This is a genomic window from Fulvivirga imtechensis AK7 (assembly GCF_000331535.1).
In the GTDB taxonomy this organism is placed as follows: domain Bacteria; phylum Bacteroidota; class Bacteroidia; order Cytophagales; family Cyclobacteriaceae; genus Fulvivirga; species Fulvivirga imtechensis.
Window position 1 is genome coordinate 21014 of the sequence record NZ_AMZN01000087.1, and the last position, 24801, is coordinate 45814.

Sequence of the window (24801 nt, forward strand, 5' to 3'; positions counted from 1 at the left end):
CATGTACAAAAATCTATTACCTAATTTTTACATAGCCCTCGATGCTGTTATAGCCAACCGTGTAAGATCTGTTTTAACTGCCCTGGGTATTATCTTTGGAGTAGCAGCAGTTATCGCTATGCTGGCTATTGGGAATGGTGCGCAGCAGGAAATACTTGAGCAAATGAAGCTGGTCGGGGTCAACAATATAGTTATTACCCCAATAATAGAGCAGGTTGAAAAGGAGGTAGAAGACGGTCCGGGGAATAAGGATGAAAAAAATTTTTCAAGTGGTTTAACATTGCTTGATGTTGAAAGTATTCAGGATGTAGTGCCCGCCATAAGTAAAATAAGTCCCGAGATACTTCTGGAGACCTATATTATCAAGAACGGCATTAGAAAATCCGCCAAGCTGGTAGGTGTGGACAACAGCTATTTCGAGATATCGAACTTCCGGTTGGATGACGGAAATCTTTTTAATGAAGTACAGCAATCAACCGGGCAGTCGGTATGTATTATAGGCCAGGGTATCAAATCAAAGTTCTTCAGCCAGGAAGATCCCATTGGAAAGATGATAAAAGTGGGATCACATTGGCTGAAGGTCGTGGGCATATTAGAAGAGAGGTACATCAGCAAAAAGAGTATCTCCAGTCTGGGTATCAGGGATTATAATATGGACGTTTATACACCTCTTCAAACTGCCCTGATCAGGTATAAGAACAGGTCTTTGATCACAGAAGCTCTTTTGGAGCGCTTTAATTCAGAAAGCCAGAATAACGAGGAAAAAACTACTACCGTTGCAAATTATCACCAGCTCGACCGTTTGGTGATTCAGGTAACCGAAACGGATAAGCTTTCCAGTGTGTCGGAGATCATATCAAGGCTTTTGAAAAGAAGGCACTATGGTACAGTGGATTATGAGATCACGATACCTGAACTGCTGCTGAAGCAACAGCAACGTACCAATGATATATTTAACTATGTATTGGGGGCGATAGCAGGCATTTCGCTTCTGGTAGGTGGTATCGGTATTATGAACATTATGCTGGCTTCCGTACTGGAAAGAATAAAGGAGATTGGATTACGGCTTTCTTTGGGCGCAAAGAAAAGTGATATCGTCAACCAGTTTCTTTTTGAGGCTGTAATGATCAGCATAACCGGAGGAATAATAGGTATTGTGCTTGGGGTTACGCTTGCCTATGTAGTTTCAGAAGTAGCGGAAATACCGACAATTGTTTCGTTTACTTCCATAGTTTTGTCATTTGGCGTTGCAGCCACCGTTGGGCTTATCTTTGGGATAGCTCCCGCTCGTAAAGCTGCACAACAAGATCCTATTTCTTCATTAAGATATGAGTAAGCACATGAGATTTATTTACACAATTGTTTTGATACTGATCATTGGCACAGCGTACGGTCAGCAAGTGCAACAACTTACACTCGAGGATATTATAGAGAGAGCGAGAGCACAGTCACCGTCAGCCAAGCAAGCTGAAACCAGGAAGGAGAACCGCTATTGGCAGTATCGCTTTTATAAATCAAATTATAACCCGCAATTGAGGCTAAATGGAAATTTGCCTGGGTATAACCGCGATTTTGCCAGAAACACAATTGGTGAATTTCAACCCCGGGAGCAGTATACTTCCTTTATTAATCTGGGGCTTAATCAGCCAATAGCTATTACAGGGGGTAATCTTTCTGTAAACTCGAGCCTTGACTACTTCAACAACGCATCAACAGACTTTACACAATATAACTCAACGGTAGTTAATATCAGACTTGATCAGCCGTTGTTTGCATTTAACCCATTGAAATGGGATAAAAAGACGGAGCCATTGCGGTATGAAGAATCCAAGCGTGATTTTGTGGAGGAAATGGAAGCGATATCAAGAGAGGCTGTTGATCGCTTCTTTTCTTATCTTGATGCGCAGATCAATCTGCAAATTGCCCAGTTTAACCTGGCCAATAATGATACCATTTATAAAATAGAGCAAGGTAGGTATAATATAGGAACTACGTCAAAGGACAAACTGCTACAAGTGGAGCTTCAATTGCTGAGGTCCAGACAGGATGTGGCTCAGGCTAATTTGGACATGGAAACTTCTAAACTGGCATTAAGATCTTTCATCGGAATTAGTATTGATGAAAGTATCGAACTGGCATTGCCTGAAGCGATACCGGCCTTTGATGTTGACTTTGATGAGGCTTTGAAGTATGCACGGGATAACAGAGCTGATTTTATTGCCTTTGAGAGGCGAAAACTGGAAGCAGAAAGGGCAGTGGCACAAGCAAGAGGGGAGCGATTTGAGTCGAATTTATCTGCCTCGCTGGGGTATAACAATCTGACAAGTCAGTTGCAAGAGGCATATAACGACCCTAATGCTCAGGAAAGGGTAAATATCACTTTTAGCATTCCCATTCTCGACTGGGGGCGCAATAAGGCCAGAATGCAGACCGCTTTGGCGAATCAGCGGCTAACAGATTATGTCATAGCTCAGGACGAGCAGAATTTTGAGCAGGAGATCATCACACAGGTGAGGCGATTTGAAATGCTGCGAACGCAATTGGAAATTACCAAAAAATCTGATGAAGTGGCTCAGGAGAGGTATACAGTGGCTCAAAACCGCTACCTCATCGGCAAGATCGATATTACTAACCTAAATATTGCATTAACCGAAAAGGATAATGCCAAACGGAGCTATGTTAATGCTCTTCGCGCTTTCTGGACAGCTTATTTTGACCTAAGAAGGCTTACCTTGTATGATTTTGTTAACAATACGCTGCTGTATAAGCCTGAGGAATAGAAGAAAGATAGGGATTATGTTTAAATTTATGGAATGAAAGCCTGTTTATGCTGCTTTTGTTTGATTATTTCGCTTCATGTGTCTTATGCGCAGGATGATCTGAAATTTGGCGATACAGGTACAACCAATAAAAAAGCCCCTACTTACAAATCCAGGAAGAAAGATTTCAAAAAAGCACGTTTGATCCAGTGGGTAAAAAATGATACCAAAGGTTTGCTTTTAGGGAACAAATGTATGGAGGAAGTGACAAGAAGTATGCATTTTGAGTATGTTGTACAGCCTAAGGGGCAACCGGGAAACAGAAGCGAATTCGGCAGGTTGATCCATAATTTCTTTGCAAAAATAGGGATTACTTTTAGTAACGGACCTTTCTGGAAGTTTAAACTCAAAAAGAAACGTAAGGAGTGCAGAACCAGAACAGGTGATTATGTGGGCTAACAAACAGTTTAATAGTTTTCAGTTCTCAGTTCTCAGTTCTCAGTTTTCAGTTCTCAGTTTTCAGTTCTCAGTTCCCAGTTTTTAGTTCTCAGTTTTCAGTTCCCAGTTCTCAGTTCCCAGTTCTCAGTTCTCAGTTCTCAGTTTTCAGTTTGTCGGTTTACAGTGTGTGTCGGTTCTTACCCTAAAACGGTCCGGTATTTCACTAACTGAATAGCCGGTATGTGTGATGGCTTGAAAAAACTGTGAACAGTGAACGGTGAACTGTAAATTGCTAAATACCCGTGTAATTGAATGGAGAAATGATTCTCAGTTCTTCTTTAATAGTTTCGCTGACATTCAGCGTTTCTATAAAACTTTTGATACTTTGTTCAGTCACCTTCTCATGCTTTCGTGTCAGCTCTTTTAGTGCTTCATAGGGCTTAGGGTAGCCCTCTCTCCTTAATATGGTCTGTATAGCTTCAGCCACCACGGCCCAGTTCTCCGATAGGTCTGCATCTATGGCCTCTTTATTAAGCTCCAGCTTGCCAAGCCCTTTTTCAAGAGATTTTAAAGCTATAATAGTATGAGCCAGGGGTACACTGACATTACGGAGTACCGTGGAATCAGTGAGATCGCGTTGAAGTCTTGAAATAGGAAGTTTGGCGGATAAATGTTCAAAAACAGCATTGGCCAGTCCCAGATTTCCTTCTGCATTTTCAAAGTCTATAGGATTTACCTTGTGCGGCATCGCTGATGAACCAATTTCCCCGGCTTTAATTTTCTGCTTGAAGTAGTTAGAGGCAATATACTGCCAGATATCGCGGCTAAGATCGATCAATATGGTGTTGATCCTCTTTAAGTTATCAAAAAGTGCCGCCAGGTTATCATAATGCTCTATTTGAGTAGTCGGGTGGCTTCTTTCCAGCCCCAGGTACTGCTTTACGAAATTGTTTCCAAAGGCTATCCAGTCGGTATTGGGATAGGCGATGTGGTGTGCATTGAAATTGCCGGTGGCACCACCAAACTTGGCGCTGTATGGTACGGTTTTTAGCAGTTCAAGTTGTTTGGAGATGCGTTCATAAAAAACCATAAACTCCTTACCCAGGCGAGTAGGAGAGGCTGGCTGTCCATGGGTCTTTGCCAGCATGGGGATATCCTTCCAGGTTTCCGCATCAGCTTTTATTTTGGTATGTATGCTTTCCAATAATGGCAGCAGTTGCTCTTCAATAGCGTTTTTGAGAGAAAGAGGGATAGCGGTATTGTTGATGTCCTGCGATGTAAGGCCAAAGTGAATGAACTCCTTGAATACACTAATGCCCAGCCGGTCAAAATTCTCTTTGATGAAATATTCAACCGCTTTGACATCGTGATTGGTAGTTTTTTCAATGTTTTTTATGTTCAGTGCATCTTGTTCGGAAAAGTTTGTGTATATGCCCCGAAGCTGAGGAAACAACAACTCATCAAAGGATTTTAACTGCGGAACACCGGCTTCGCAAAGCGCAATGAAATATTCTATTTCCACCAATACCCTGTAACGGATCAGGCCAAATTCGGATAAGTAGGGAGCCAATGTAGTTGTGTGTCTTCTGTATCGACCGTCAATAGGAGAGAGTGCAGTTAACTCGTTTAAATCCATGAAAAGCGTGTTTATTTTGAAGGGCACAAAATTAAGAAAATAAGTGATTTAAGCGGTTAATAATTATCTTTTTATAACTGGCATTAAACCAATTTCGTTAGTTTTGCTGCCCAACATGAAAATGGTGCACAACTTATTTTGTATCACAATCCTGGTATTGCTGGCGCTTCATTCGAAAGCTCAGATAAACAAAAACTACCAACTAGGCGCCAGTAAAATTACCACAGCGGTTAAGCTCGATGGGAGTGTGAATGATGAGGTTTGGACAAAGACTTCAATAGCCGGAAACTTCATTCAAAACTTTCCGGTGGATTCAGTGCCGGCTACAAGTCAGACGGAGGTCATGTTTCTGTTTGACGATGAACATCTTTATATCGGTGGAGTTTGCCGCATACCCACCGTGAAAAAGCCGGTAATTCAGTCGCTGAGAAGGGATTTTAATGCGTCACTTAATGAAAGTGTCAGGATACTCTTTGACCCTTATGATGATCATACCAATGGATTTGCCTTTGGTCTTTCTTCTTTAGGGGTACAGTACGAAGGATTAGTAACCAATGGGCAGAGTGTGTCCACTGACTGGGATAACAAATGGTATTCGGAGGTAGTGATGTATGATGACCGGTGGGAGTTTGAAATAGCCATTCCTTTTAAAACCCTCAGGTATAATGCAGATAGTGAAACCTGGAACATCATACTCCTGCGCAATGACCTTACCAATAACGAAAGGTCCACCTGGGCTCCTGTGCCGCAGGGGTATGAAACTACCTCTTTCGCGTTCTCAGGTAAACTGGTGTTTGATCACCCTTTGCCGAAGCCCGGGTTAAACATTTCGCTGATCCCCTACCTTTCAGCAGCAGCGAATAAAAATCATTATGAAAACGGTGAAACATTATCTGACTTTGATGCAGGTTTTGATGCTAAAGTAGGGGTCAGTGCTTCTCTTAACCTGGATTTGACCGTGAACCCGGACTTTTCTCAGGTAGAGGTGGATCGTCAGGTGACTAACCTTAGCAGGTTTGAGATATATTTCCCGGAAAGGCGACAGTTCTTTTTGGAAAACCAAGATATGTTTGGCGAGGGAGGTTTCAGAGAATCGAGGCCATTCTTTAGCAGAAGGGTAGGAATAGCCAGAGATACTGCCGGCAACAATGTGCAGATCCCTATTCAATTTGGAGCAAGGTTAAGTGGAAAGATAGGCAAAAACTGGCGGATAGGGATGCTCAGCATGAATACTAAAGCGGAGGATGGCGTGCAGCTAACAGGCGCTGCAAATCGCGAGGGCACCTACTGGTTACCAGCGCAGAACTATTCAGTTGCCGTGGTACAGCGAAAAGTCTTTTCCCGTTCTAACATTGGTGCTTTTATGGTGAACAGACAAGCCCTGGATTATGAAAGTAATGAAGATATCAGCACCACCACACAGTATAATCGCGTAGTAGGTGTAGATTATAATTTGTTTTCTGCCGATGGTAAATGGGAGGGAGACTTCTTCTATCATCGGTCCATAGACGAAGGTAATAACAATAAAGCCTTTTCTAACGGAGCTTTTCTTATGTACAATAACACCAATTTGACTGTGGCCTTTATAGGAAGCTCAATAGGTGAAGATTTTAATGCAGAGCTTGGTTTCGTGCCACGAAAAGACATCATTGAGTTAAGAACATTCGACAGCTATAGATTTTATACCCCTGCGGGTGCAAGTGTCAATAATCACGGACCGGGTATTGACTTTGGTTATATTACAGACCAGGGCTTCAATAAAACTGATCTCAGCTATAACATTTCTTATGGTATCAGGTTTGAAAATACGGCTGCTCTTTCCTTTGGAAGTGAATACCGTTATGAAAAATTGCGGGCGACATTTGACCCTACACGCACCGGAGGTGAGGAGCTGCCGGAAGGGTCTGGTTTTTCATGGCGAACCTATGGAGCCACATTTAACACCGACACCCGAAGGCTATTTTCTGTGGAAGGTGAAGCTTCCTTTGGCGGGTTCTACAATGGCGACAGGATAAATGTATTTGCCCAGTTTAACTATAGGTATCAACCCTTTGGCAGTATAGCCTTGCTGATAGACTACAATGATATCGACCTCCCTGCTCCCTTTAATGATGCACAGTTTTGGCTTATCGGCCCGAGAATTGATTTAACTTTCACAGATAAGTTATTCCTTACTACCTTTGTGCAGTATAACGAGCAGCAGGATAACGTAAATCTTAATGCCCGTTTCCAATGGCGGTATAAACCGGTATCAGATATATTTGTGGTTTATACGGATAACTATTTCCCCGGCCACTTTGAAGTGAAGAGCCGGGCGCTGGTTTTTAAAATTACATATTGGCTAAATATTTAAATCAATGGCATTCAGCTTTTTTAAGAAAAACAAGGAAGAAAAAGAACAGAAAGATCAGGGCAATGAGGTGCATAACAGGTATTTTAACCTAAAGGTAAAAGAGATCATACAGGAGACCAAAGATGCAATTACCATAGTCTTCGACAAGCCTGAACAGAAACTTACTTATAAATCAGGACAGTTCCTCACTCTTATTGTTCCGGTTGATGACAAAGAAATAAGAAGAGCCTATTCCTTATGTTCTTCTCCTTTTGTAGATAATGACCCTGCGGTAACTGTGAAAAGAGTTGAAGGAGGACTCATGTCGAACTGGCTGCCTGACCACCTGAAAGTAGGGGATACAGTGAAGGTAATGGAGCCGATGGGTGTGTTTACCACGGAATACAAAGCTGACAACAAGCGCCATATCGTGATGTTTGCAGGAGGTAGTGGTATTACACCGATGATGTCCATAACAAAATCTACCCTCACTCAGGAGCCTGAGAGTATCATTTCCCTCATCTATTGCAACAGAGATATAGACAGCATTATTTTCAAAGAGCAGCTTGAAGCGCTTCAAACTGACTATGAAGGCCGTTTTCATGTGATCCATATCCTGGATGATGCTCCCATGAACTGGCAGGGTCACTCAGGGCTGCTCAACCATGATATGTTGGTGAAAATATTCGAACGTATCCCCAACTGGGGACCGGATAACACCACCTATTTGATGTGTGGCCCTGAAGGAATGATGAAGAATGTCGAGAACTTGCTGGAAGAACAAAAGATCAACAAAGATCACATATTCAAAGAAAGTTTTGTGGCAGGTACCATAGATAAAGAACTTAAGAAGGAAGGGGCAGAACCATCCGATAGCGAGATTGTTACTCGTGAAGTAACGGTGATCTACGATGGGGAGGAACACAAGTTTACTGTGGAGCCAGATGCTACAATCCTTGAAACGGCACTGGATCTGGGTATTGATCTGCCTTATTCCTGTCAGAGTGGATTGTGTACGGCCTGTAGAGGAAAATGTATATCGGGGAAAGTAAAACTCGATGAGGAGGAAGGTCTTAGCGATGCTGAGCTGGAAGAAGGATATGTATTAACCTGTGTAGGACACCCGTTGACGGATGATGTGATTATTGAGATAGGTTGATTTTTTGGTTAAGCAACAACTGTAAAGAGCTTAAAACATGAAAAAGGAAATATTATTACCCGAACGTAAACCGAGAAAATTCCTTCCCGAAGATTTTAAAGTAGAAAACTGGGAAGGTCTTGAGCCTTACTACAAAGATCTACTGGAGCGGGATATCAACACCAGGGATGATTTACGCGGGTGGCTCCGCGACAGGAGTGAATTAGAGGCTGTGATATCCGAAGATGCCGGATGGCGATATATTTATATGACCCGCTTTACTGATAATGAGGAGTATACACAAGCCTATCACCACTTTGTACAGCAGATACAGCCTAAAATTGCCCCCATTTCTGATAAACTCAATAAGAAGGCATTGAACTCAGAGTTCATCCAGGAACTGGAAAAGGAAGAAGGTTTTAACATCATGATCCGCGAGCTCAGAAAAGATATAGAAATATTCAGGGAGGAAAACATCCCCATTTTCACCGAAATGCAGACCGAGACGCAGAAGTTTGGTCAGATCAACGGAGCCATGACGGTGGAAGTAGATGGTAAGGAACTAACGCTTCAGCAGGCTGCTGTTATCTTGCAATCCACTGATAGATCAAAGCGTGAAGAAGTGTATCACAAAATTGCTCAACGCAGGCTTCAGGAAAAAGATAAGCTGAGCGAATTATATACAAAATTAATCTCCCTGCGAGATCAGGTGGCTAAAAATGCCGGTTTCGACAACTATAGAGATTATATGTTCAAAGCCATGGGACGCTTTGACTATACGCCTCAGGATTGCTTTGATTTTCATGCTTCTGTCAGGCAGGAAGTGGTGCCGATGCTTACCGAACTTGCCAAAGAAAGAAAGGGAAAGCTAAATATAGATCCATTACGCCCATGGGATAAAGCGGTAGACCCGGAAGGAAGAGAAGCGCTGAAGCCTTTTACCGGTAGCAAAGATCTTACCGCCAAAACAATAGAGTGTTTTAAGCGACTGGATCCATTCCTGGGGCAATGCCTCGAAATAATGGAAGAAATGGGGCATCTTGATCTGGAGTCCAGAAAAGGAAAAGCACCCGGAGGATATAACTATCCCCTTGCCGAGGTGGGAGTACCATTTATTTTCATGAATGCGACTTCTACATTAAGAGATATGATCACCATTTTGCATGAGGGTGGTCATGCTGTACACTCCTTTCTTACCAGAGACCTGGAGCTCACAGATTTCAAGCATACACCTTCAGAAGTAGCAGAGCTGGCCTCTATGAGCATGGAATTGATCTCTATGGACCATTGGGAATTGTTTTTTGATAATGAAGAAGAGCTGAACCGAGCCAAAAAAGAGCATCTGGAGCAGATTATTGAGACCTTGCCATGGGTGGCCACTATTGATAAATTTCAACATTGGGTGTATGAAAACCCCAACCACACGGAAGAAGAAAGAATAAGCGCCTGGAACGAAATCTACGGTGATTTTTCTGACGATGTAACAGACTGGTCGTCCCTTGAAGAGAACAGGAATTACCTATGGCAAAAACAACTTCACCTGTACGAAGTGCCGTTTTATTATATCGAATATGGTATGGCTCAGTTGGGAGCGGTGGCAGTGTGGAAAAACTATAAAGAGGATGCACGCAAAGGTCTGGAGGGTTATATGAATGCCTTGCGACTGGGGTACACTCGTTCTATTCCTGAGGTATATGAGGCCGCAAATATTAAATTTGACTTCAGTAAAGCCTACATCAGAGAGTTGATGGACTTTGTCAAGGGTGAGCTGGGGAGACTATGATCCGGTAGGCAGTAGGCAAGAGCAATAGGCAATATGAGGGATAAGCCATAAATTCCAAAACCAGGCGTAGTCCTATTATTGTATTTCATCGGATGAGTGTCTTCGTGTAGCAGATCTCATCCGATGAATACTGGCATATAAAGTTACACCGAAGCTATACCCGCCTCGATGTTTCCTAAGCCTTCAAGAACTGGGAAAGCTTGCTTTTTTTAATACTCTCGGTCATTCGCAAAGCCCTTCACGTCTTTTCTTTACCCTTCCGGTTTAACAACAATCACAAAACCGTTTTATTTCACCTTTTTTTTTATAAAATTGACGTCTAATTGTTAAACCTAAAACACTTACTTATGGCAACAGAAACTATTAAGATCAGTAAGCAATCCACTGGTACAGGGCTTTACCTGGAGGATAACGAAGGACATGCAGGTGATAATACAATAACCACCACTGTTGATCCCGGAGATACTGTGGTGTGGAAACTGAAGGATGGTGGTGGGATTGATGAGATCACCAATATTTACGCGAAGTCAACCAGCCAGGATATTTTTAGCAGCGATCCTGTGAAGCAAAGTGATGGATCATGGAAAGGTACTGTAAGCTCTTCAGCTACAGGTAGCGAGAGCTATAGTATTGATTATAAGATTGGGGGTACGGAGTATACTGATGATCCTGAGTTGAAAGTGAACAATTAAAAATGATTAAAGATAATGATAGTGTAAATGTCTCTGTAAAAGCCTATTTCCTGATAGGCTTTTACTTTATCAGCCCGTGTTTATTTTCACAAAATCAAAAAGTTGCAGATAGCCTCATAGCAGTGTTTCAAACGCAACAGCTAGAACTGAATCAAAAATTTGAGGTGTTACGCGGAATAGCCGCAAACCATATTAATCCCGATATTGGACTTCAGTATGCCAACAAGCTAATTTCTCTATCTGAAAAGGAGGAGGAGTTCGTTTGGTTATATCGGGGTTACTTGCAACAGGGTAATGCCTATAAACTAAAAGGAAACCTATCTTTGGCCGTTGAATCATTTTTCAAAAGCCTTAAAGCTGCGCAAAGAGCTGATTATACTCCGGGGATTGGAGGCGCCTATCTCTCTGTTGGAGATACTTATGCCAATAATAACGACCACGAAAATGGTATCAAATATAGAAATCGTGCTATAGAAATACTCCGGACAACAGAAGACAGCGTAACACTTGCAACGGCTCTTTTGAATACCGGATATGAATACTATTTAATTGATGGATATGATTCGGCTTTGGCATTTTATAAGGAATCAGGTAGAATATTTGAAAACAAAGATTTTGTGATCGGGAAAGCTTATAATCTTGGGAATAGTGGCCTTGTGTATGCCAAGCAAGGAGATAACAAGCTTGCAGAATCACAAATTAGGGAAGCTATTTCTATTCTTGAAAGTTTTGAAGATTCATACGCCATAACAGAATTTGAAATTGAAATGGCAAGTATATATCAGCAGAAAAGTGAACTTAGAGAAGCGCTGAAATATGCTGAGAGCGCTATGGAGTTGGCTCTGAAAGATGGACTCAAAAAAAGGATTCGTGATGCCAGTCTTAAACTTTCAGAACTCCATGCTGACTTAGGGGATTTCGAAAAAGCCTTCAGCTACCAAAGCCAGTACATTGCCTACCGAGATAGCATCAACAACGAAGAAACCATCCGCAAAATGGCTGACCTGCGTACGGAATACGAAGTGTCGCAGAAGCAAGCAGAGGTAGATTTGTTGAACGAGCAGAAACGCAACCAGCAGCTCATTGGGGCAGGGCTCACGGCTGTACTTTTGCTGGCTGGAGCGCTGGCGTTTACATTTTATAGAAATAATAAGGAAAAACAGCGGGTGAATTTGATCTTGAGTGAGCAAAAAGAAGAAATAGAAGCACAGCGGGATCAGTTGGATGAGCTCAATAAGTCAAAAGACAAATTCTTTTCCATCATTTCTCATGACCTGCGCGGTCCTGTTCATGCTTTTAAGGGCATGTCACGGTTGATAAAAATGTATATCGATCAAAACAGCATTCATGAGCTGGCCGAGATCAATGAACATTTTGATAACTCAGTAGATCAGCTCTCTACTCTTCTGGATGATCTCCTGGAATGGGCGGTGGCTCAGCAGGGAAATGTACCGTATAATCCTGAAAAGGTAAAACTCAATGCGGTGGCTGATGAGCTTATTGGCTTGTTTAATAACATGGCCCGGGCTAAAAAGATAGAATTGATCGCTGAAGTGCCTGATGACCTAATGCTATGGGCCGACCTGAATAGTATACGAACCATTCTAAGAAATCTTCTTAATAATGCGCTAAAATTTACTCCTGAAGGTGGATGGATCAAGTTATCGGCAGCAAGAGCAGGTGAGAGGGGCGAGGTGAAAGTAGAAGACACAGGAATAGGTATTGCCAGGGACAAACTGGAGACCCTGTTTAAACTGGCCGGGCACAAAAGATCGTGGGGTACAGAGGGAGAAAAGGGGCTTGGGCTTGGGCTTCAGCTTGTTTATGAATTTTCTAAAATGAATGGCGGAGAGGTAAGAGTAGAAAGTGAAGAAGGTAAGGGCACGTCATTCACACTTGTGGTACCTGTATATCGTGGCGAACCCGTACCTTCTGCCCAGACATGATCTACTCCTCAATCATTGATCGCTTCAAATCATTTTTGATGGGATCAATAGTTTGGATGTAGGCAAAAATGGCCTCTGCCTCATAGTCAGTAAGCTGTGTGTACGGTATCATTGGCACCCTCAGTGCAGGCTCATTCTCCATTAATCCAAATCTCACAGCCTTCACAAATTGTTCTTTGCTCCAGTTGCCAATGCCTGTTTCCTTGTCAGGGGTGATGTTAGATGTAACCATCGGGTTGCCATCGTTATCCAGCGGCTTATTACCACCTCCCATGAAGCCCTTCGAGTTTTCCGGTGTCATCATGTCGAGTTTTGTAAAATCTGCAGAGTGGCAGGTATAGCACTCCAGGTTATACACGAGGTACCGTCCAAGCTCTACCTGATCAGTAGTATCGGGCATTGATATCTTTCCTTTGGGCATATCAAAAGGTTTGAATTCCACATTGCACAGGAACTTTGTTAAAAAACTCGGCTCTGTGGGATAATCCTCAACAGCAGCAGGGGTTACCATCGGATGATCTGATCGCAAAAAGGCAATGATGGATTCGATATCTTCATCTGCCATATGGGGTAGCTTGGCCATATAGGGAGGGGCATAAGAGCCATCTTTCTTTATGCCTGTTCTGAGTAAATACAGGATCTCGCCATCTGTCCAGTTGCCAATACCGTAAGTTTCATCCTGGGTGATGTTTGGAACATATATTTTTCCAAATTCCTTTGGCGCATCAGTCATCCATCTTCCCGACAGGGAGCGGGTTTCTCTGTTCATATGGCAGCTTGCGCAAAGCATTGAGGCCAGCTTTTCGCCTCTTTGTAGCTTTTCGGGAGTAACTTCTATTTCTATGTCGGGAGCTGCTACATCGTACTTGGGGATGCCTTTCGATTCAATGTAAATAAAGCCGGCTATACCTGGTAAAGCCACTAAACCTAATCCAATTAGGAGGAACTTGACAACTTTTTTCATGACAACATATGTGGGGTAATGTTGTCAATTTAATAAAAATTTTAACCCGGAATATTATGAGTTTATTTTTTTTCTTTGTTTTCTGACCTGATCTTGTCCAATAGTTCATTGAGCTGAACAGCATCTTTTTCAGATAATCCACCCAGGTTGTCGTCAAGCTGGTCTACCGCTTTATCCATTCTCTTCAGAAGGTTTAATCCATCTTCACTAATAACCACATCGACCAGGCGTCTGTCATTGGGGCAGGTGGTTTTTTTTACCCATCCTTTGAGGGTAAGGCGATCCACAATCCTGGAAACGTCTGAGTTTCTGTCAAGCATTCGCTCTTTAATAACACAGGTAGATATCGATTTTGGATGTTGCCCTCGCAGGATTCTCAATACGTTGTATTGTTGGGTAGTGATGCCAAAAGGTTTGAAAAATTCTTTGTGCTGATTCACTAACCATCCGGAAGTAAATAGCAGGTTGAGCGTAGCTTTCTGTTTTTCGCTCTTAAAAGATTTTTGTTGTAATTCGTCTTCTATCCTCATATGTTGAAATTTGGAGGGTGTGTTCCCACCCTCCAAGGTATTAAGCTTTTTTCTGTAACTCAACGTTACAAACAATGTCTACTTCATCACCAACTACTGCTCCACCGGCTTCGGTCAAGGCTCCCCACTTCAGGCCATAATCCTGGCGATTTACAGTGCCGTTGATCTTGAAGCCTGATTTGATGTTTCCCCAGGGATCTTTAATGGTTCCATTGTATTTAACATCGAAAGTTACTTTTTTAGTCACATCTCTCATAGTAAAATCACCAACAAGCTGATATTTTGTGCCTGTTTTTTTGATTTTTCCCTTAAATTTGATCTGAGGATACTTCGCTGCATTAAAAAAATCATCACCTTTCAGGTGCTCATCACGTTTTGCATTGTCGGTGTCAATGGAAGCTACCTGGGCGGTAAATTCTACATCCGCTCCATCGAAATCCTCGGCCTTACTTGATACCAGAGCGTCAAAATCTTTGAAGTTGCCTTCTGTTTCAGAGATAACCATGTGGCTGACGGAAAAACCAATATTGGAGTGGGCTTTGTCCACTATCCAGGTTGTCTGCGAGTGGGAAATACCGGCTACAAATAAAAGTGCCGAAAGTAAACTTAACTTTTTCATAATTCTCATGTTTTTTCGCTTTTAAAGTTATGTTCACAAATATACGTTGTTTAAACAATAATGTTTAAACATTGAATATTTTTTTCTATTTATCAACCCCAGGGGGAGAAAGAAGGTGTGTCCAAAAAAAAAAAAGGCACATTTAATTTTTTATTGAACCTTTTAGGACAACACTCTCTAATTAGTGTCTGTAAGAAAACGTTCTCGCCAAAGTGCGGGACGAAGTCCCAAAAAGCGCGTCCCTTGAGGAAGAGCATTTTTGGAACAAGCGTAACGCAAACATTGACGTTTGCTTACAGACACTAATTACTGTTCGTTACCTGCTATTGTTTTTTTACGGCAAATCGCATTGCCTTATCCATTGTTCTTCCTTTCATCTTAATGAGATAAGTGCCGTTCGGTAGATTGCCTACATCCAGGCGGTGTGTATTGTAACCTTCCTGTGTATTGATCTCATTTAGCAGTACTATTTTACCTGACTTTTCATCTATTACCCTTATAGCAATGTTGTCTCGATCTGCTCCTGTTATATTTAGGTTCAGGATATCTGCCGTAGGATTTGGAAATGCCTCAATGTTAACTTCGGTAGTAATGGCTGATATTGTGTTGTTTGTAGAGCTGTTGGAAGAGGATTCTGCCAGTCCTGACTCCCATACACCTCTGCCATATGTTCCCGCTCTTATTTTTTCTGAGGCATATTGGATTTCCAATTCAGTCACAGGTACATTGGGTAAGGAAGTCATAAAGCCTTCCCATACAGTGGTTCCTTCTGCCAGATAGTATATACCCACATCCATACCTACATAGAGCCCGGCATTCTTTTGAAATATGGAAGCATTGGCCGGTAGATTGGGGAGATTGTAACTGATATTTTGCCAGGAATTACCTGCATTTGTGGAGAGGTATACTTTTTCACCTTCTGTGTATCCTGAACAGGTGACAGCAACTATTTCTGGGTTCACAGGATCAACCGCAATGTTAGTGATGTACTTGCCTGGAAGTCCGCCGGTGATCTCCATCCAACTGCCTCCCTCGTTGGTAGTCACCCATATCCTTTCCCTTACAGAAGCATAAAGATATTGGGGTGCAGATTCAGCAATAGCAAGATCGGTAATAGCCGAGGGGTTGAAATTACCAATGGTTGTCCAACTGTTCATTCCATCCGTTGTTTTTCGTACCCCAGTTGAATTTCCGACATACAGAATATTGGGGTTGGTGGGGTGCATTACGAACGGAGTGTTCCATGCTCCACTTCCTGGTTGGCTAATAGAAACTCTATTGGTGCCTCCTGAAGTGGTTTTATAAAATGTACCATACTGACTTGTGCCATAGGCAATTAAATTGTCCGGGGCCAATATGAACTCAAAGCCATCTGCTCCCAGCCAACCATGCCATCCGCGATTAGGTGTATACACATACGTGCCATTATCTTGTGATCCACCCCCGAATTTACCAGGATTTGTTTGGCTGATACCGATATTGTAGAATTGCCGGATGCCAAGGCCACTGGTTAGATCGGTAAAGTTGACCCCATCATTGGATTTAGTAATCAGACCATCACTACCGGAAAAAAGTGTATTGCCAATGTATACCAGTTCGTGACAATCGGAATGTACATATTGAGAAGCAGAAGCATTGGGATAATACCAATTGGAAATCTGTTGCCATCTTCTACCACCATTTGTAGTCATATACGTTTCGATTTCGCCTACATGAATAATATTGGCATCTACAGGGGAGACAGCTATAGCAAGATCATACCAATCTTGCCGGCCTTCTGTCGGAGCAGAACCTTTTCTTTTAAATGAGGCGCCATTATCGGTTGATACGTATAATCCTCTTTTGGAATAGAAGTAAACATTATTGGGGGCTGCAGCGGTTACTGCAATTTGAGATCTGCTAGTTGAGCTTTGAGAGGTGGATTGGAAAGTAGTCCCACTATCGGATGAACGATAAAAAGCCTTGCCCACCAGTGCATATACAAAGTTGGGGTTGCCGGGTTTGAGTTCAAGGTCGTCAATATCTCCATTGAGTACTTTTGTCCAGGTGTCACCAAAATCAAATGATCGGTAAAGCCCGTCAGTTGTACCGGCAAAAACGATATTCGGATTTTGAGGATTTACTACCATACGCGCACTCGTATGTCCTGCACTAACTTCCCAGGTAAGGGACGTCTGGTTCCAGGTAGCTCCGCCATCTGTGCTTTTCAATACACCTACTCCGTAAGTATCGTTAGCGTCACGATCACCCGTGCCTATTAATATGTGGTTGGTGCCTGGGTGAATAGCTATAGCCGATACTCCCATAGAGGGTATGTTATCTGTCAGAGGTATCCAGGTAGAACCGGCATCCGGGGTTTTCCACAACCCTCCTGCAGGTGCACCTAAATAAATAATATTGGGATCATTGGGATCGGCAACAATTACATTGATGCGACCTATACCGGGATTCCAGTGTCCGGATACATCAGTCCAGGTGGTGGGGCCTAGTTCAGTCCAATTGCTCGTCAGGCTACTCGTATATGCCTCATTAAATTCCTTGCTTTCCGTCCATTCAATGCCTTGTATGGGAAAGTCTCCCGAAGGATATGTTCTTGGTTCCCACCAGTATTCCCAGCGCTTAAATTGTTTCCAACCGTAGGGCTGACCATTTTTTTTATTGAGCTTTCCTTCAGCTTTTTCTTTTTTAGCATATTCATCAAAAGCGTTTTTGACCTCTTTGATGTTGGCTTTGCTTTTCATTAATTTTACAAACTTGGGAGTCTCATCAGGATCCTGTTGTTGAGCATAGACGTTGCCAGTATAAAGGCATGCCATTATCAGGCTGTAGTAAAACAGTTTCTTCATGTTGGTTTATAGGTTTATGGTTAATACTGGATTAAAATTAGGAGGATATGCTCGAATAGTTTTGACAGGTTTTGTCCTATGCTGGTACTTAATTATCAAACGAGTTGGTGCAGCAGCATAAACTCATGGGTTCTTTTTGATAGAACTCGACAAGTAAGGCGGTAGTAGAACTGGATCAGTCGGAACAGTTGGGCCTCTGAAAATTCAAAAGTTTGGCCTGCTTTACACCTCACCTCTTGACAGGCTGAAATGCTAGCGCAGCAGCATCGCCCTCTCCTCCCTTGCTCCGATGAAAGCTTCGCGAAGGCGAGAAGAGATACAAAGCCAGTAGTGAAACCACAGGATTTTGATGGGGGAGGTGTTGCAAGCATATAAAAATACTGAGAATCTACTATACCTGATGATCGCTTCTTAGCATCATATTTTAAAGGAAGTATGTTTACATCACCTGCCCAGCAGTATTACTTGATTCAAAAAGAGCGTGGCAAAAAAAAAGCGGGCTTTTAGCCCGCTTGGAGTACTGATCTATTATTAAGTTTTTAATAAGTTTCAGTTTTGGGTCTTGCTTCTTTAACCACTATCGTTCTTCCATCGAATTCGGTTTCGTTAAGCGCCTTAATAGCCTCTCTTGCGGCATCATCGTCAGGCATTTCAACGAATCCAAAACCTTTTGAACGTTGTGTTTCTCTGTCGAAAATAACTTTGGCAGAACTAACTTCACCAAAAGCCTCAAATTGTCTTTGAAGTTCTTCGCTGGTCGTGCGGTAATTTAACTTTGCTACGAAAATGTTCATTGTAAATAAAATAAAATAATTAAAAACACGATGTTTGAAATTCGCGGAGTAGCAAAGGAATTACCCCAGGCTATTATCTTTGAGTCCAAATATCGATATAAAGATAGTAGAATTCATCGGTTTTTCAATTTTAACGCATTTTTTTATTGGCGGAGGACATCTGAAAACTCTTGTTTTTTTGCAAATACTGCAGCGGCATAGGAGCACTCCGGTGTTATCTTATAGCCTTTTTCCCTGACATAATTCACCGTACTGCTAATGAGCCTGGAGGCAATGCCCTGCCCACTGTAGTCGGGATTCACCTCAGTATGGTTGATAGTAAGTTGATTTTGTGCAGAAAGGGTATAGGCTATTAATGCTATCTCCACATCGTTGTGTTCAATGTAGAATTTGCCTTTATTTTTAATTTCTTTGTGTTGTATAGTCATTTTCCGGCTAAAGTTTCAAATAAAAGTCTTGTGTTAAAGATATATAATCTTTACTCCACTGGCCATTGTCATGATATTGTATTAATTCATCTTTTACAACAGAAACCGGTGTTCTTTTGAGTTCAAGTAGCCACCTTTCAACAGGCTTGGCTTTTTTTGGAAAAAAGGCCGTTTCACGACTTGCAAATAGCTGTTCCTCACGGGCCAGGGCCAGTAGTTCATCCCTTTTTTGTGCGGGAATGACAACTGAAAGCGCACCCTCTGGGGCTAGTAGCTGATTCGTTACCTTCAAAAGTTCGTCTAATGTTAGTTCCGCATCATGACGCGCCTGGTGTCTTCTGGCATGAGGCGAGAGGGTGCCCGCAGAAAAGTAAGGTGGATTCGAAACAATTACGTCATATTTTTTGGCGCTCGCACGTGCATAATCCTGCGCCTTTCCATGCATAATCTTTATTCGATCGTTCCATGGACTTTGGCTTGCATTACATTTAGCTTCTTCTGCTGCTATTGGATCTATTTCGATAGCATCAATTTGAGCTTTTGCCGCTCTCTGGGCGGTCATAAGAGCAACCAGACCCGTGCCGGTACCGATATCCAGGATGGTTCGGGCTGCTGTAAGATCTACCCACGCCCCCAAGACAACCCCATCGGTACCCACTTTCATTGCCGTATGTTTTTGAGTAATACTAAATTGTTTAAAATCAAACCGGTCTTTTCTTCTGGACATGTATTACAGTGGCTGTTAGATTTTTGGTTATGGAGCAATAAATGGAAAAAATGCTATCTTTTTTTAATTCCACCTGTAAATTTGGGAGATTGCAATCGATTTAACGATAGAACCGGATTAAAAATAAGTGTATGAGCACTGCTACATTCAATAAAAAGCACAAAACGGACCTGGAAATAGCTCAATCGGCGAAGCTTCGTCATATTCGTGAGGTGGCCGGGTCAGTGGGCATTTCGGAGGACCAACTGGAGATGTATGGGAACTACAAGGCCAAACTGCCCTTGCACCTAATTGACGAGGCGAAAGTGGCAAAAAGCCACCTGGTTTTGGTAACTGCGATGACGCCCACTCCTGCCGGAGAAGGAAAAACCACTACCTCCATTGGACTTACGGAGGGTTTAAACAAAATAGGAAAGCAAACAACAGTAGTACTTAGGGAACCATCACTAGGGCCTGTGTTTGGAATGAAAGGAGGTGCAGCAGGAGGCGGGTACTCTCAGGTGGTGCCGATGGAAGATATTAACCTGCACTTCACCGGTGACTTTGCAGCTATAGAAAAGGCTAATAATTTACTGGCAGCGCTTATAGATAACAATATTCAAAATCCAAAAAATAACCTGGGTATTGACCCCCGTACTGTAGAGTGGAAGCGGGTGATGGATATGAACGACCGGGCGCTTCGCAATATTGTAACCGGACTGGGAGGCAAGCCCGGTGGTATGATGCGTGAAACGGGCTTTAATATCACTGCTGCTTCCGAAATAATGGCCATTCTATGCTTAGCAAAAGACATTGAAGACCTTAAGGAGAAAATTGGCAACATCTATGTAGGTGATACCTATGATGGTAAAGCAGTGTTTGCCCGTGATCTGAATGCTCAGGGCGCCATGGCCGTATTGCTGAAAGATGCTATTAAACCAAACCTTGTGCAGACCCTCGAGGGTAATCCTGCAATTATTCATGGTGGTCCGTTTGCTAATATTGCTCAGGGTACCAACTCTGTGATCGCCACTAAAATGGGGATGTCATTAACCGAATATGTGGTGACAGAGGCCGGTTTTGGAGCAGATTTGGGCGCTGAAAAGTTTTTAAACATTAAGTGTGGCTATTCCGGATTGTCGCCTAAGGCTGTAGTGCTTGTGGCGACCATACGTGCGCTGAAATATCATGGGGGACAGCCGCTGCAGGAGCTAACCATACCAGACACGGTCAGCTTGGCCAAGGGGCTTGCTAACCTTGAAAAACATATTGAAAACATCAGGATATACGGTCTTCCGGCAGTGGTTTCCATAAACAAATTTGTTTCCGATACAAACGAGGAGGTAGCAATTATTGAAAAGCGCTGTAAGGAACTGGGTGTAAGCGTAGCAATCTGCGAAGGCTGGGAATTTGGTGGAGAAGGTACCACGAAGTTAGCATCGCAGGTCGTTGAGGCGGTGGAAGGTTTTGATGGAAAGTATAAGCCTGTTTATGATTGGAATTGGAGTGTAAAAGAGAAGATAGAGGCTGTGGCCAGAAAGATCTATGGTGCCCGCGATGTAGAGTTTTTGCCTAAGGCAAAGCAAAATCTTCGAAAAATTGAAAGAATAGGATTGAATGACAAGCCTATTTGTATAGCGAAAACACAAAATTCATTTAGCGATGATCCCAAGTGGTTGGGTAAGCCTGAGAATTTTACACTGACAGTTAGAGAGATCGAAATTGCCTCCGGAGCCGGCTTTTCGATCCCGGTAACCGGAAACATGCTCAGGATGCCCGGCTTACCTGCACTACCGGCAGCCGAAGGAATGGATATAGACAACGCAGGGCGCATCACAGGGTTGAGTTGATATTACAGCTTATTAATTCTTCACGATAATAAATGTATTTAAAATTATCTCATAGTTTGAGTAATTTTAAGCACATGAGTTTACCACGAGTACATAAGGCTGAAGTTGTTAAAATGACGGGGATCGATATATCAGAGTCGCCGGACCTCGTTGCAGTGGAAGAACCTTTGGAGATCCGTATCGGATATGGCGCCACGCACCAACGGGAACAAAAAGCTATATCGGTAACCATGCGCACCCCTGGTAATGATTTCGAACTGGCGTTGGGGTTTTTGTTTACAGAGAATATCATTGCCGGCTATGATCAGGTAGTGAGTATTCAATATTGTGCTAATGTGGGTAAGCAGGAGGAAAGGGAAAATGTGGTGAGGGTTGAGTTACGTCCCGATGTTAAGATTGATTTCGATAAGATCGAAAGGCATTTTTATACGTCTTCCAGTTGTGGAGTGTGTAGTAAAACCTCCATTGAGGCCATTAAAACAGGCTGCAGCATCCCTGTCTCAGATCTGATAATTACGGGAGATATTGTTCGCCAGTCTCCTGGTCAACTTCGTGAACAGCAACAGGTATTTGAATATACTGGGGGACTCCATGCTGCAGGTTTATTTGATAGAAATGGTAATCTGGTGTTGATGAGGGAAGATGTGGGTCGGCACAATGCTCTTGATAAGGTGCTGGGCGCTTGTCTGGCCGAAAATAAAATACCGTTAGCCGATTACTTTGTGATGGTAAGCGGCCGGGCTAGTTTTGAGTTAGTGCAAAAGGCACTGATGGCAGGAGTACCTATATTAACGGCCATAGGCGCCCCATCAAGCCTGGCGTTGAAGTTGGCAGCGGATTTTGGCATGACCCTGTGCGGCTTTGTCAGAAAGGATAGTTTTAATATTTATTGTGGCCGGGAAAGAATAACAAACTAAATATTTAACATGAAGATCAGGATCAGCGGAAATACTTTAAGGTTAAGATTATCTCAGTCGGAAGTCAACGAAGTAGGAACGGAAGGAAGAGTGAGTGATAGCATCGACTTCGGTCCTCGCAAGTTGATCTATATGCTACAGGTAGTTGACCAGGCTGAAATCACGGCCAGCTATGAAGGCGACTTCGTTAGTGTAAATGTACCCCCGGCTATTGCTAATCCATGGGTAAGCACGGATCAGGTAGGCTTTGAGGCTGATTTGGCCCTGCAGGGTGGGAAAGAATTGTATGTACTCGTGGAAAAGGACTTTAAATGTTTGAAGCCCAGAGAACGGGAAGACGAGAGCGATTTGTTTGAGAATCCGCAAGGTTGTTAAAGTAAGTTTAACCACAGAGGAAGTTGGAAAGTGAATTGAGATCAGCGGGAATACTTTTCTCCGGGGTAAGCCTTACTTCCCTAGTTTTTAATTAGTGTCTCTAAAAAAAACGCCAATGTCCGCGTTACGCTCGTCCCAAAAAGGTTCATCCCGACAACTGTAACAATTGTACGGGACTCCGCTTTTTGGGATTTCGCCCCGCCCTTTGACGGGAACGTTTTCTTAAAGCCACTTAGAGTTTTCTTTCAAACCCTACCTCTATCAGGATTGTAGTTGCTTCACGCGATATTTACCGGGAGTAGGTCTAAAACAACTAACTATCCTGTTCCAGGAGTTGATCTGCACAACAGCAAGTGTAAGATTGGCAATTTCCTCATTGGAAAAATGCTTCTGCATATTGCTGTATAGGTTATCATCAACCCCTCTTTCAGGCAGATAAGTTAGCGCTTCAGCGAACTCTAAGATAGCTTTTTCTCTTTCAGAATAATAAGGAGCCTCTCTCCAGGCGGATACCGAATATAGCCTTAACGGAGTTTCGCCAGCATGAATGGCTTCCTTCGAGTGCATGTCCAGGCAGTAAGCACAATTATTGATCTGAGACACCCTGAAACGCATTAAGTCAAGCTCCTTAACATTTAAGCCACAGTTTCGCAGGTATTCTTCGTTTTTCATCATACCACCAAGCACTTCTTCAGAGATACTCTCATATGAAATTCTTTCCATTTTGTTGTGAATTTTAGTTTTAGAATAATTTCATATATATGACAGGAAACCTGAAAGAGGCGTGACAGATTTTAGGAAATTTTTTATGAGATTTTTTAAACCTGGTACATTACCAGATGGCGTAGGGGGCGATGATTTCCTGTTCCAGTCGAGTACAATCCCCAGGTCTCGTCATCCCGGACGTAACAGAGTGGAGATCCGGGATCTCCCCGCAACTGGCGGTGTTTGAACTTCAGCTTCTGTCCCGAATTGGGGATCCTGAATATTTTTTCCGCTGCTCTCCAAAAATTTCAGGATGACGATCAATAGCCTTTACTTCTTCATATCTTTTCGAGGTTAAACATACTGCTAACTAATATTCTAATGGGCCTGAGCTCTCCTCATATGATCCAGAAAACCACCGCCTGCCATATCAGGGAAAATTTAGTTCTAAGCCTTTTAGTTTTTCAGGATTTACTACCATGTGCATTTCTCCTACCCGCCCCCTGTCATCGAAGGATAGGATATGGCAGGCATAGGGCTTTTCACCACGCCTGTATATGATCGCAGGTTGATGATTAACAATAGCGGTAGTAACATTTAGATCGTGCAGAAACTTTTCAAAAATACCCATGATAAGCTTTCTTACAGTTTCAGCGCCAATAAGTACTTTTCTCGCTGCCGGTGCTTTTCCACCATCAGAGGTCACACGTACATCGTGGGCCAGCATTTCTTCCAGAGCCTGTGTGTTACCACTCATGATCAGCTCTACGAATCGTTGCAACTTCTCCTGATGCTTACCCTTACTCACGGCCATATTTGGCTTGAGTTTTTCCTTTGATCTTTTGAGGATTTGCCGTGACGATTCAATGGTTATTTCCAATAACTCCGCAATTTCTGCGTGTGAAAAGTCAAAAGATTCCTTTAGGATGAATATGGCTCTTTCCTTAGCATTCAGTTGTTCTAAAAGCACGAGTAATGAATAGGAGAGTATATGTTTTCGATCAAGTTCAGCTTCTACCACCATGGGCTCGGGGAGCCAGTCTCCCGTATAATCATGCAGTTTTTCTTTTTGTCCTTCTTTGTAATTAATGGCGCTATTAATTACGGCCCTGATCAGGTAGGCTTTTTGATTTTCTACCTTTTTATGGTCTACATTCTGCCATCTGATCATAGTCTCCTGTATCACATCACGGGCATCTTCTGCACTTCCCAATATATTGTAAGCATATGGAAAAAGCACCTGCTGATATTTTTCAAGATCAAACGGCATAGCCATAGTTAGTGTCTTTAAGCCACTAGTTAATCTCTACGAATATAGATGGCTGAGGTTATACAACATACCC

General features: G+C 42.7%; 22 protein-coding genes. 12 read left to right on the plus strand and 10 right to left on the minus strand.

Annotated features, from left to right (window positions below; genetic code table 11):
• Position 1 precedes the first annotated feature (1 nt).
• From C900_RS23115 to C900_RS23125, 3 genes are read left to right on the plus strand one after another with little or no spacing between them, the layout of a single operon-like run.
• Complete coding sequence (locus C900_RS23115; RefSeq protein ID WP_009582713.1) at positions 2-1336, plus strand: ABC transporter permease; 1335 nt, start codon at positions 2-4, stop codon at positions 1334-1336.
• Between the two features lie 4 nt (positions 1337-1340).
• Positions 1341-2780, plus strand: coding sequence for a TolC family protein (locus C900_RS23120; protein ID WP_245558478.1), 1440 nt, complete (start codon positions 1341-1343; stop codon positions 2778-2780).
• 33 nt (positions 2781-2813) lie between these two features.
• Positions 2814-3218, plus strand: coding sequence for a hypothetical protein (locus C900_RS23125; RefSeq protein ID WP_157494152.1), 405 nt, complete (start codon positions 2814-2816; stop codon positions 3216-3218).
• Positions 3219-3489: 271 nt separating this feature from the next.
• On the opposite strand, the gene purB is transcribed toward C900_RS23125, so the two are convergent.
• Positions 3490-4833, minus strand: coding sequence for an adenylosuccinate lyase (gene purB / locus C900_RS23130; protein WP_009582716.1), 1344 nt, complete (start codon positions 4831-4833; stop codon positions 3490-3492).
• A gap of 121 nt (positions 4834-4954) precedes the next feature.
• On the opposite strand from purB, the gene C900_RS23135 reads away from it, so the two are divergent.
• The 5 genes from C900_RS23135 (at position 4955) to C900_RS28860 (ending at position 12724) form a co-directional block, all read left to right on the plus strand.
• On the plus strand, positions 4955-7186 hold the full coding sequence (locus C900_RS23135; RefSeq protein ID WP_157494154.1) for a DUF5916 domain-containing protein: 2232 nt from the start codon (positions 4955-4957) through the stop codon (positions 7184-7186).
• A 4-nt stretch (positions 7187-7190) separates the two neighbouring features.
• Complete coding sequence (locus C900_RS23140) at positions 7191-8324, plus strand: ferredoxin--NADP reductase (protein WP_009582718.1); 1134 nt, start codon at positions 7191-7193, stop codon at positions 8322-8324.
• A 37-nt stretch (positions 8325-8361) separates the two neighbouring features.
• On the plus strand, positions 8362-10086 hold the full coding sequence (locus C900_RS23145; protein WP_009582719.1) for a M3 family oligoendopeptidase: 1725 nt from the start codon (positions 8362-8364) through the stop codon (positions 10084-10086).
• A 347-nt stretch (positions 10087-10433) separates the two neighbouring features.
• On the plus strand, positions 10434-10778 hold the full coding sequence (locus C900_RS23150; protein WP_009582720.1) for a hypothetical protein: 345 nt from the start codon (positions 10434-10436) through the stop codon (positions 10776-10778).
• Positions 10779-10780: 2 nt separating this feature from the next.
• A complete protein-coding gene (locus tag C900_RS28860) occupies positions 10781-12724 on the plus strand; it encodes a sensor histidine kinase (RefSeq protein WP_009582721.1) in 1944 nt (647 codons plus the stop codon).
• A 1-nt stretch (position 12725) separates the two neighbouring features.
• On the opposite strand, the gene C900_RS23160 is transcribed toward C900_RS28860, so the two are convergent.
• From C900_RS23160 to C900_RS23190, 7 genes are all read right to left on the minus strand, one after another.
• Positions 12726-13688: a c-type cytochrome gene (locus C900_RS23160; RefSeq protein WP_040497385.1), complete on the minus strand. Its 963-nt coding sequence runs from the start codon at positions 13686-13688 to the stop codon at positions 12726-12728.
• 62 nt (positions 13689-13750) lie between these two features.
• Positions 13751-14218, minus strand: coding sequence for a MarR family winged helix-turn-helix transcriptional regulator (locus C900_RS23165; RefSeq protein WP_009582723.1), 468 nt, complete (start codon positions 14216-14218; stop codon positions 13751-13753).
• 40 nt (positions 14219-14258) lie between these two features.
• A complete protein-coding gene (locus C900_RS23170; RefSeq protein ID WP_009582724.1) occupies positions 14259-14837 on the minus strand; it encodes a YceI family protein in 579 nt (192 codons plus the stop codon).
• A 323-nt stretch (positions 14838-15160) separates the two neighbouring features.
• A complete protein-coding gene (locus C900_RS23175; RefSeq protein ID WP_009582725.1) occupies positions 15161-17683 on the minus strand; it encodes a T9SS type A sorting domain-containing protein in 2523 nt (840 codons plus the stop codon).
• Between the two features lie 539 nt (positions 17684-18222).
• Positions 18223-18477 carry an RNA recognition motif domain-containing protein gene (locus C900_RS23180; RefSeq protein ID WP_009582726.1) on the minus strand — a complete coding sequence of 85 codons (255 nt, stop codon included), beginning with the start codon at positions 18475-18477 and terminating at the stop codon, positions 18223-18225.
• Between the two features lie 143 nt (positions 18478-18620).
• Positions 18621-18905, minus strand: a complete 285-nt coding sequence (locus C900_RS23185) for a GNAT family N-acetyltransferase (RefSeq protein WP_009582727.1) — start codon at positions 18903-18905, stop codon at positions 18621-18623.
• A gap of 7 nt (positions 18906-18912) precedes the next feature.
• Positions 18913-19632, minus strand: a complete 720-nt coding sequence (locus C900_RS23190; protein ID WP_009582728.1) for a tRNA1(Val) (adenine(37)-N6)-methyltransferase — start codon at positions 19630-19632, stop codon at positions 18913-18915.
• A gap of 131 nt (positions 19633-19763) precedes the next feature.
• Here C900_RS23190 and C900_RS23195 point away from each other — a divergent pair, with 131 nt between their 5' ends.
• The 3 genes from C900_RS23195 to C900_RS23205 all read left to right on the plus strand — a co-directional run bounded on the left by C900_RS23195 (position 19764) and on the right by C900_RS23205 (position 22753).
• Positions 19764-21461: a formate--tetrahydrofolate ligase gene (locus C900_RS23195; protein WP_009582729.1), complete on the plus strand. Its 1698-nt coding sequence runs from the start codon at positions 19764-19766 to the stop codon at positions 21459-21461.
• A gap of 74 nt (positions 21462-21535) precedes the next feature.
• A complete protein-coding gene (gene fdhD, locus C900_RS23200) occupies positions 21536-22378 on the plus strand; it encodes a formate dehydrogenase accessory sulfurtransferase FdhD (protein ID WP_009582730.1) in 843 nt (280 codons plus the stop codon).
• A gap of 9 nt (positions 22379-22387) precedes the next feature.
• On the plus strand, positions 22388-22753 hold the full coding sequence (locus C900_RS23205) for a DUF7009 family protein (protein WP_009582731.1): 366 nt from the start codon (positions 22388-22390) through the stop codon (positions 22751-22753).
• Between the two features lie 261 nt (positions 22754-23014).
• Here C900_RS23205 and C900_RS23210 read toward each other — a convergent pair whose 3' ends face one another.
• Complete coding sequence (locus C900_RS23210) at positions 23015-23476, minus strand: carboxymuconolactone decarboxylase family protein (protein WP_009582732.1); 462 nt, start codon at positions 23474-23476, stop codon at positions 23015-23017.
• A gap of 85 nt (positions 23477-23561) precedes the next feature.
• Here C900_RS23210 and C900_RS30075 point away from each other — a divergent pair, with 85 nt between their 5' ends.
• Positions 23562-23705: a hypothetical protein gene (locus tag C900_RS30075; RefSeq protein ID WP_157494155.1), complete on the plus strand. Its 144-nt coding sequence runs from the start codon at positions 23562-23564 to the stop codon at positions 23703-23705.
• Between the two features lie 183 nt (positions 23706-23888).
• Here C900_RS30075 and C900_RS23215 read toward each other — a convergent pair whose 3' ends face one another.
• Positions 23889-24734 (minus strand): sigma-70 family RNA polymerase sigma factor, encoded by an 846-nt coding sequence (locus C900_RS23215; RefSeq protein ID WP_009582733.1) that lies wholly within the window; start codon positions 24732-24734, stop codon positions 23889-23891.
• Between the last annotated feature and the right edge of the window lie 67 nt (positions 24735-24801).

Excerpts from the sequence above, each read along its gene's own strand:
- C900_RS23210 (WP_009582732.1), bottom strand. The coding sequence starts at position 23,476 with ATGGAAAGAATTTCATATGAGAGTATCTCTGAAGAAGTGCTTGGTGGT.
- C900_RS30075 (WP_157494155.1), top strand. The coding sequence starts at position 23,562 with ATGAGATTTTTTAAACCTGGTACATTACCAGATGGCGTAGGGGGCGAT.
- C900_RS23185 (WP_009582727.1), bottom strand. The coding sequence starts at position 18,905 with ATGACTATACAACACAAAGAAATTAAAAATAAAGGCAAATTCTACATT.
- C900_RS23115 (WP_009582713.1), top strand. The coding sequence starts at position 2 with ATGTACAAAAATCTATTACCTAATTTTTACATAGCCCTCGATGCTGTT.
- C900_RS23125 (WP_157494152.1), top strand. The coding sequence starts at position 2,814 with ATGAAAGCCTGTTTATGCTGCTTTTGTTTGATTATTTCGCTTCATGTG.
- C900_RS23205 (WP_009582731.1), top strand. The coding sequence starts at position 22,388 with ATGAAGATCAGGATCAGCGGAAATACTTTAAGGTTAAGATTATCTCAG.
- C900_RS23165 (WP_009582723.1), bottom strand. The coding sequence starts at position 14,218 with ATGAGGATAGAAGACGAATTACAACAAAAATCTTTTAAGAGCGAAAAA.
- C900_RS23175 (WP_009582725.1), bottom strand. The coding sequence starts at position 17,683 with ATGAAGAAACTGTTTTACTACAGCCTGATAATGGCATGCCTTTATACT.
- purB (WP_009582716.1), bottom strand. The coding sequence starts at position 4,833 with ATGGATTTAAACGAGTTAACTGCACTCTCTCCTATTGACGGTCGATAC.
- C900_RS23120 (WP_245558478.1), top strand. The coding sequence starts at position 1,341 with ATGAGATTTATTTACACAATTGTTTTGATACTGATCATTGGCACAGCG.
- C900_RS23160 (WP_040497385.1), bottom strand. The coding sequence starts at position 13,688 with ATGAAAAAAGTTGTCAAGTTCCTCCTAATTGGATTAGGTTTAGTGGCT.
- C900_RS28860 (WP_009582721.1), top strand. The coding sequence starts at position 10,781 with ATGATTAAAGATAATGATAGTGTAAATGTCTCTGTAAAAGCCTATTTC.
- C900_RS23135 (WP_157494154.1), top strand. The coding sequence starts at position 4,955 with ATGGTGCACAACTTATTTTGTATCACAATCCTGGTATTGCTGGCGCTT.
- C900_RS23180 (WP_009582726.1), bottom strand. The coding sequence starts at position 18,477 with ATGAACATTTTCGTAGCAAAGTTAAATTACCGCACGACCAGCGAAGAA.
- fdhD (WP_009582730.1), top strand. The coding sequence starts at position 21,536 with ATGAGTTTACCACGAGTACATAAGGCTGAAGTTGTTAAAATGACGGGG.
- C900_RS23170 (WP_009582724.1), bottom strand. The coding sequence starts at position 14,837 with ATGAAAAAGTTAAGTTTACTTTCGGCACTTTTATTTGTAGCCGGTATT.
- C900_RS23190 (WP_009582728.1), bottom strand. The coding sequence starts at position 19,632 with ATGTCCAGAAGAAAAGACCGGTTTGATTTTAAACAATTTAGTATTACT.
- C900_RS23140 (WP_009582718.1), top strand. The coding sequence starts at position 7,191 with ATGGCATTCAGCTTTTTTAAGAAAAACAAGGAAGAAAAAGAACAGAAA.
- C900_RS23145 (WP_009582719.1), top strand. The coding sequence starts at position 8,362 with ATGAAAAAGGAAATATTATTACCCGAACGTAAACCGAGAAAATTCCTT.
- C900_RS23150 (WP_009582720.1), top strand. The coding sequence starts at position 10,434 with ATGGCAACAGAAACTATTAAGATCAGTAAGCAATCCACTGGTACAGGG.
- C900_RS23195 (WP_009582729.1), top strand. The coding sequence starts at position 19,764 with ATGAGCACTGCTACATTCAATAAAAAGCACAAAACGGACCTGGAAATA.
- C900_RS23215 (WP_009582733.1), bottom strand. The coding sequence starts at position 24,734 with ATGGCTATGCCGTTTGATCTTGAAAAATATCAGCAGGTGCTTTTTCCA.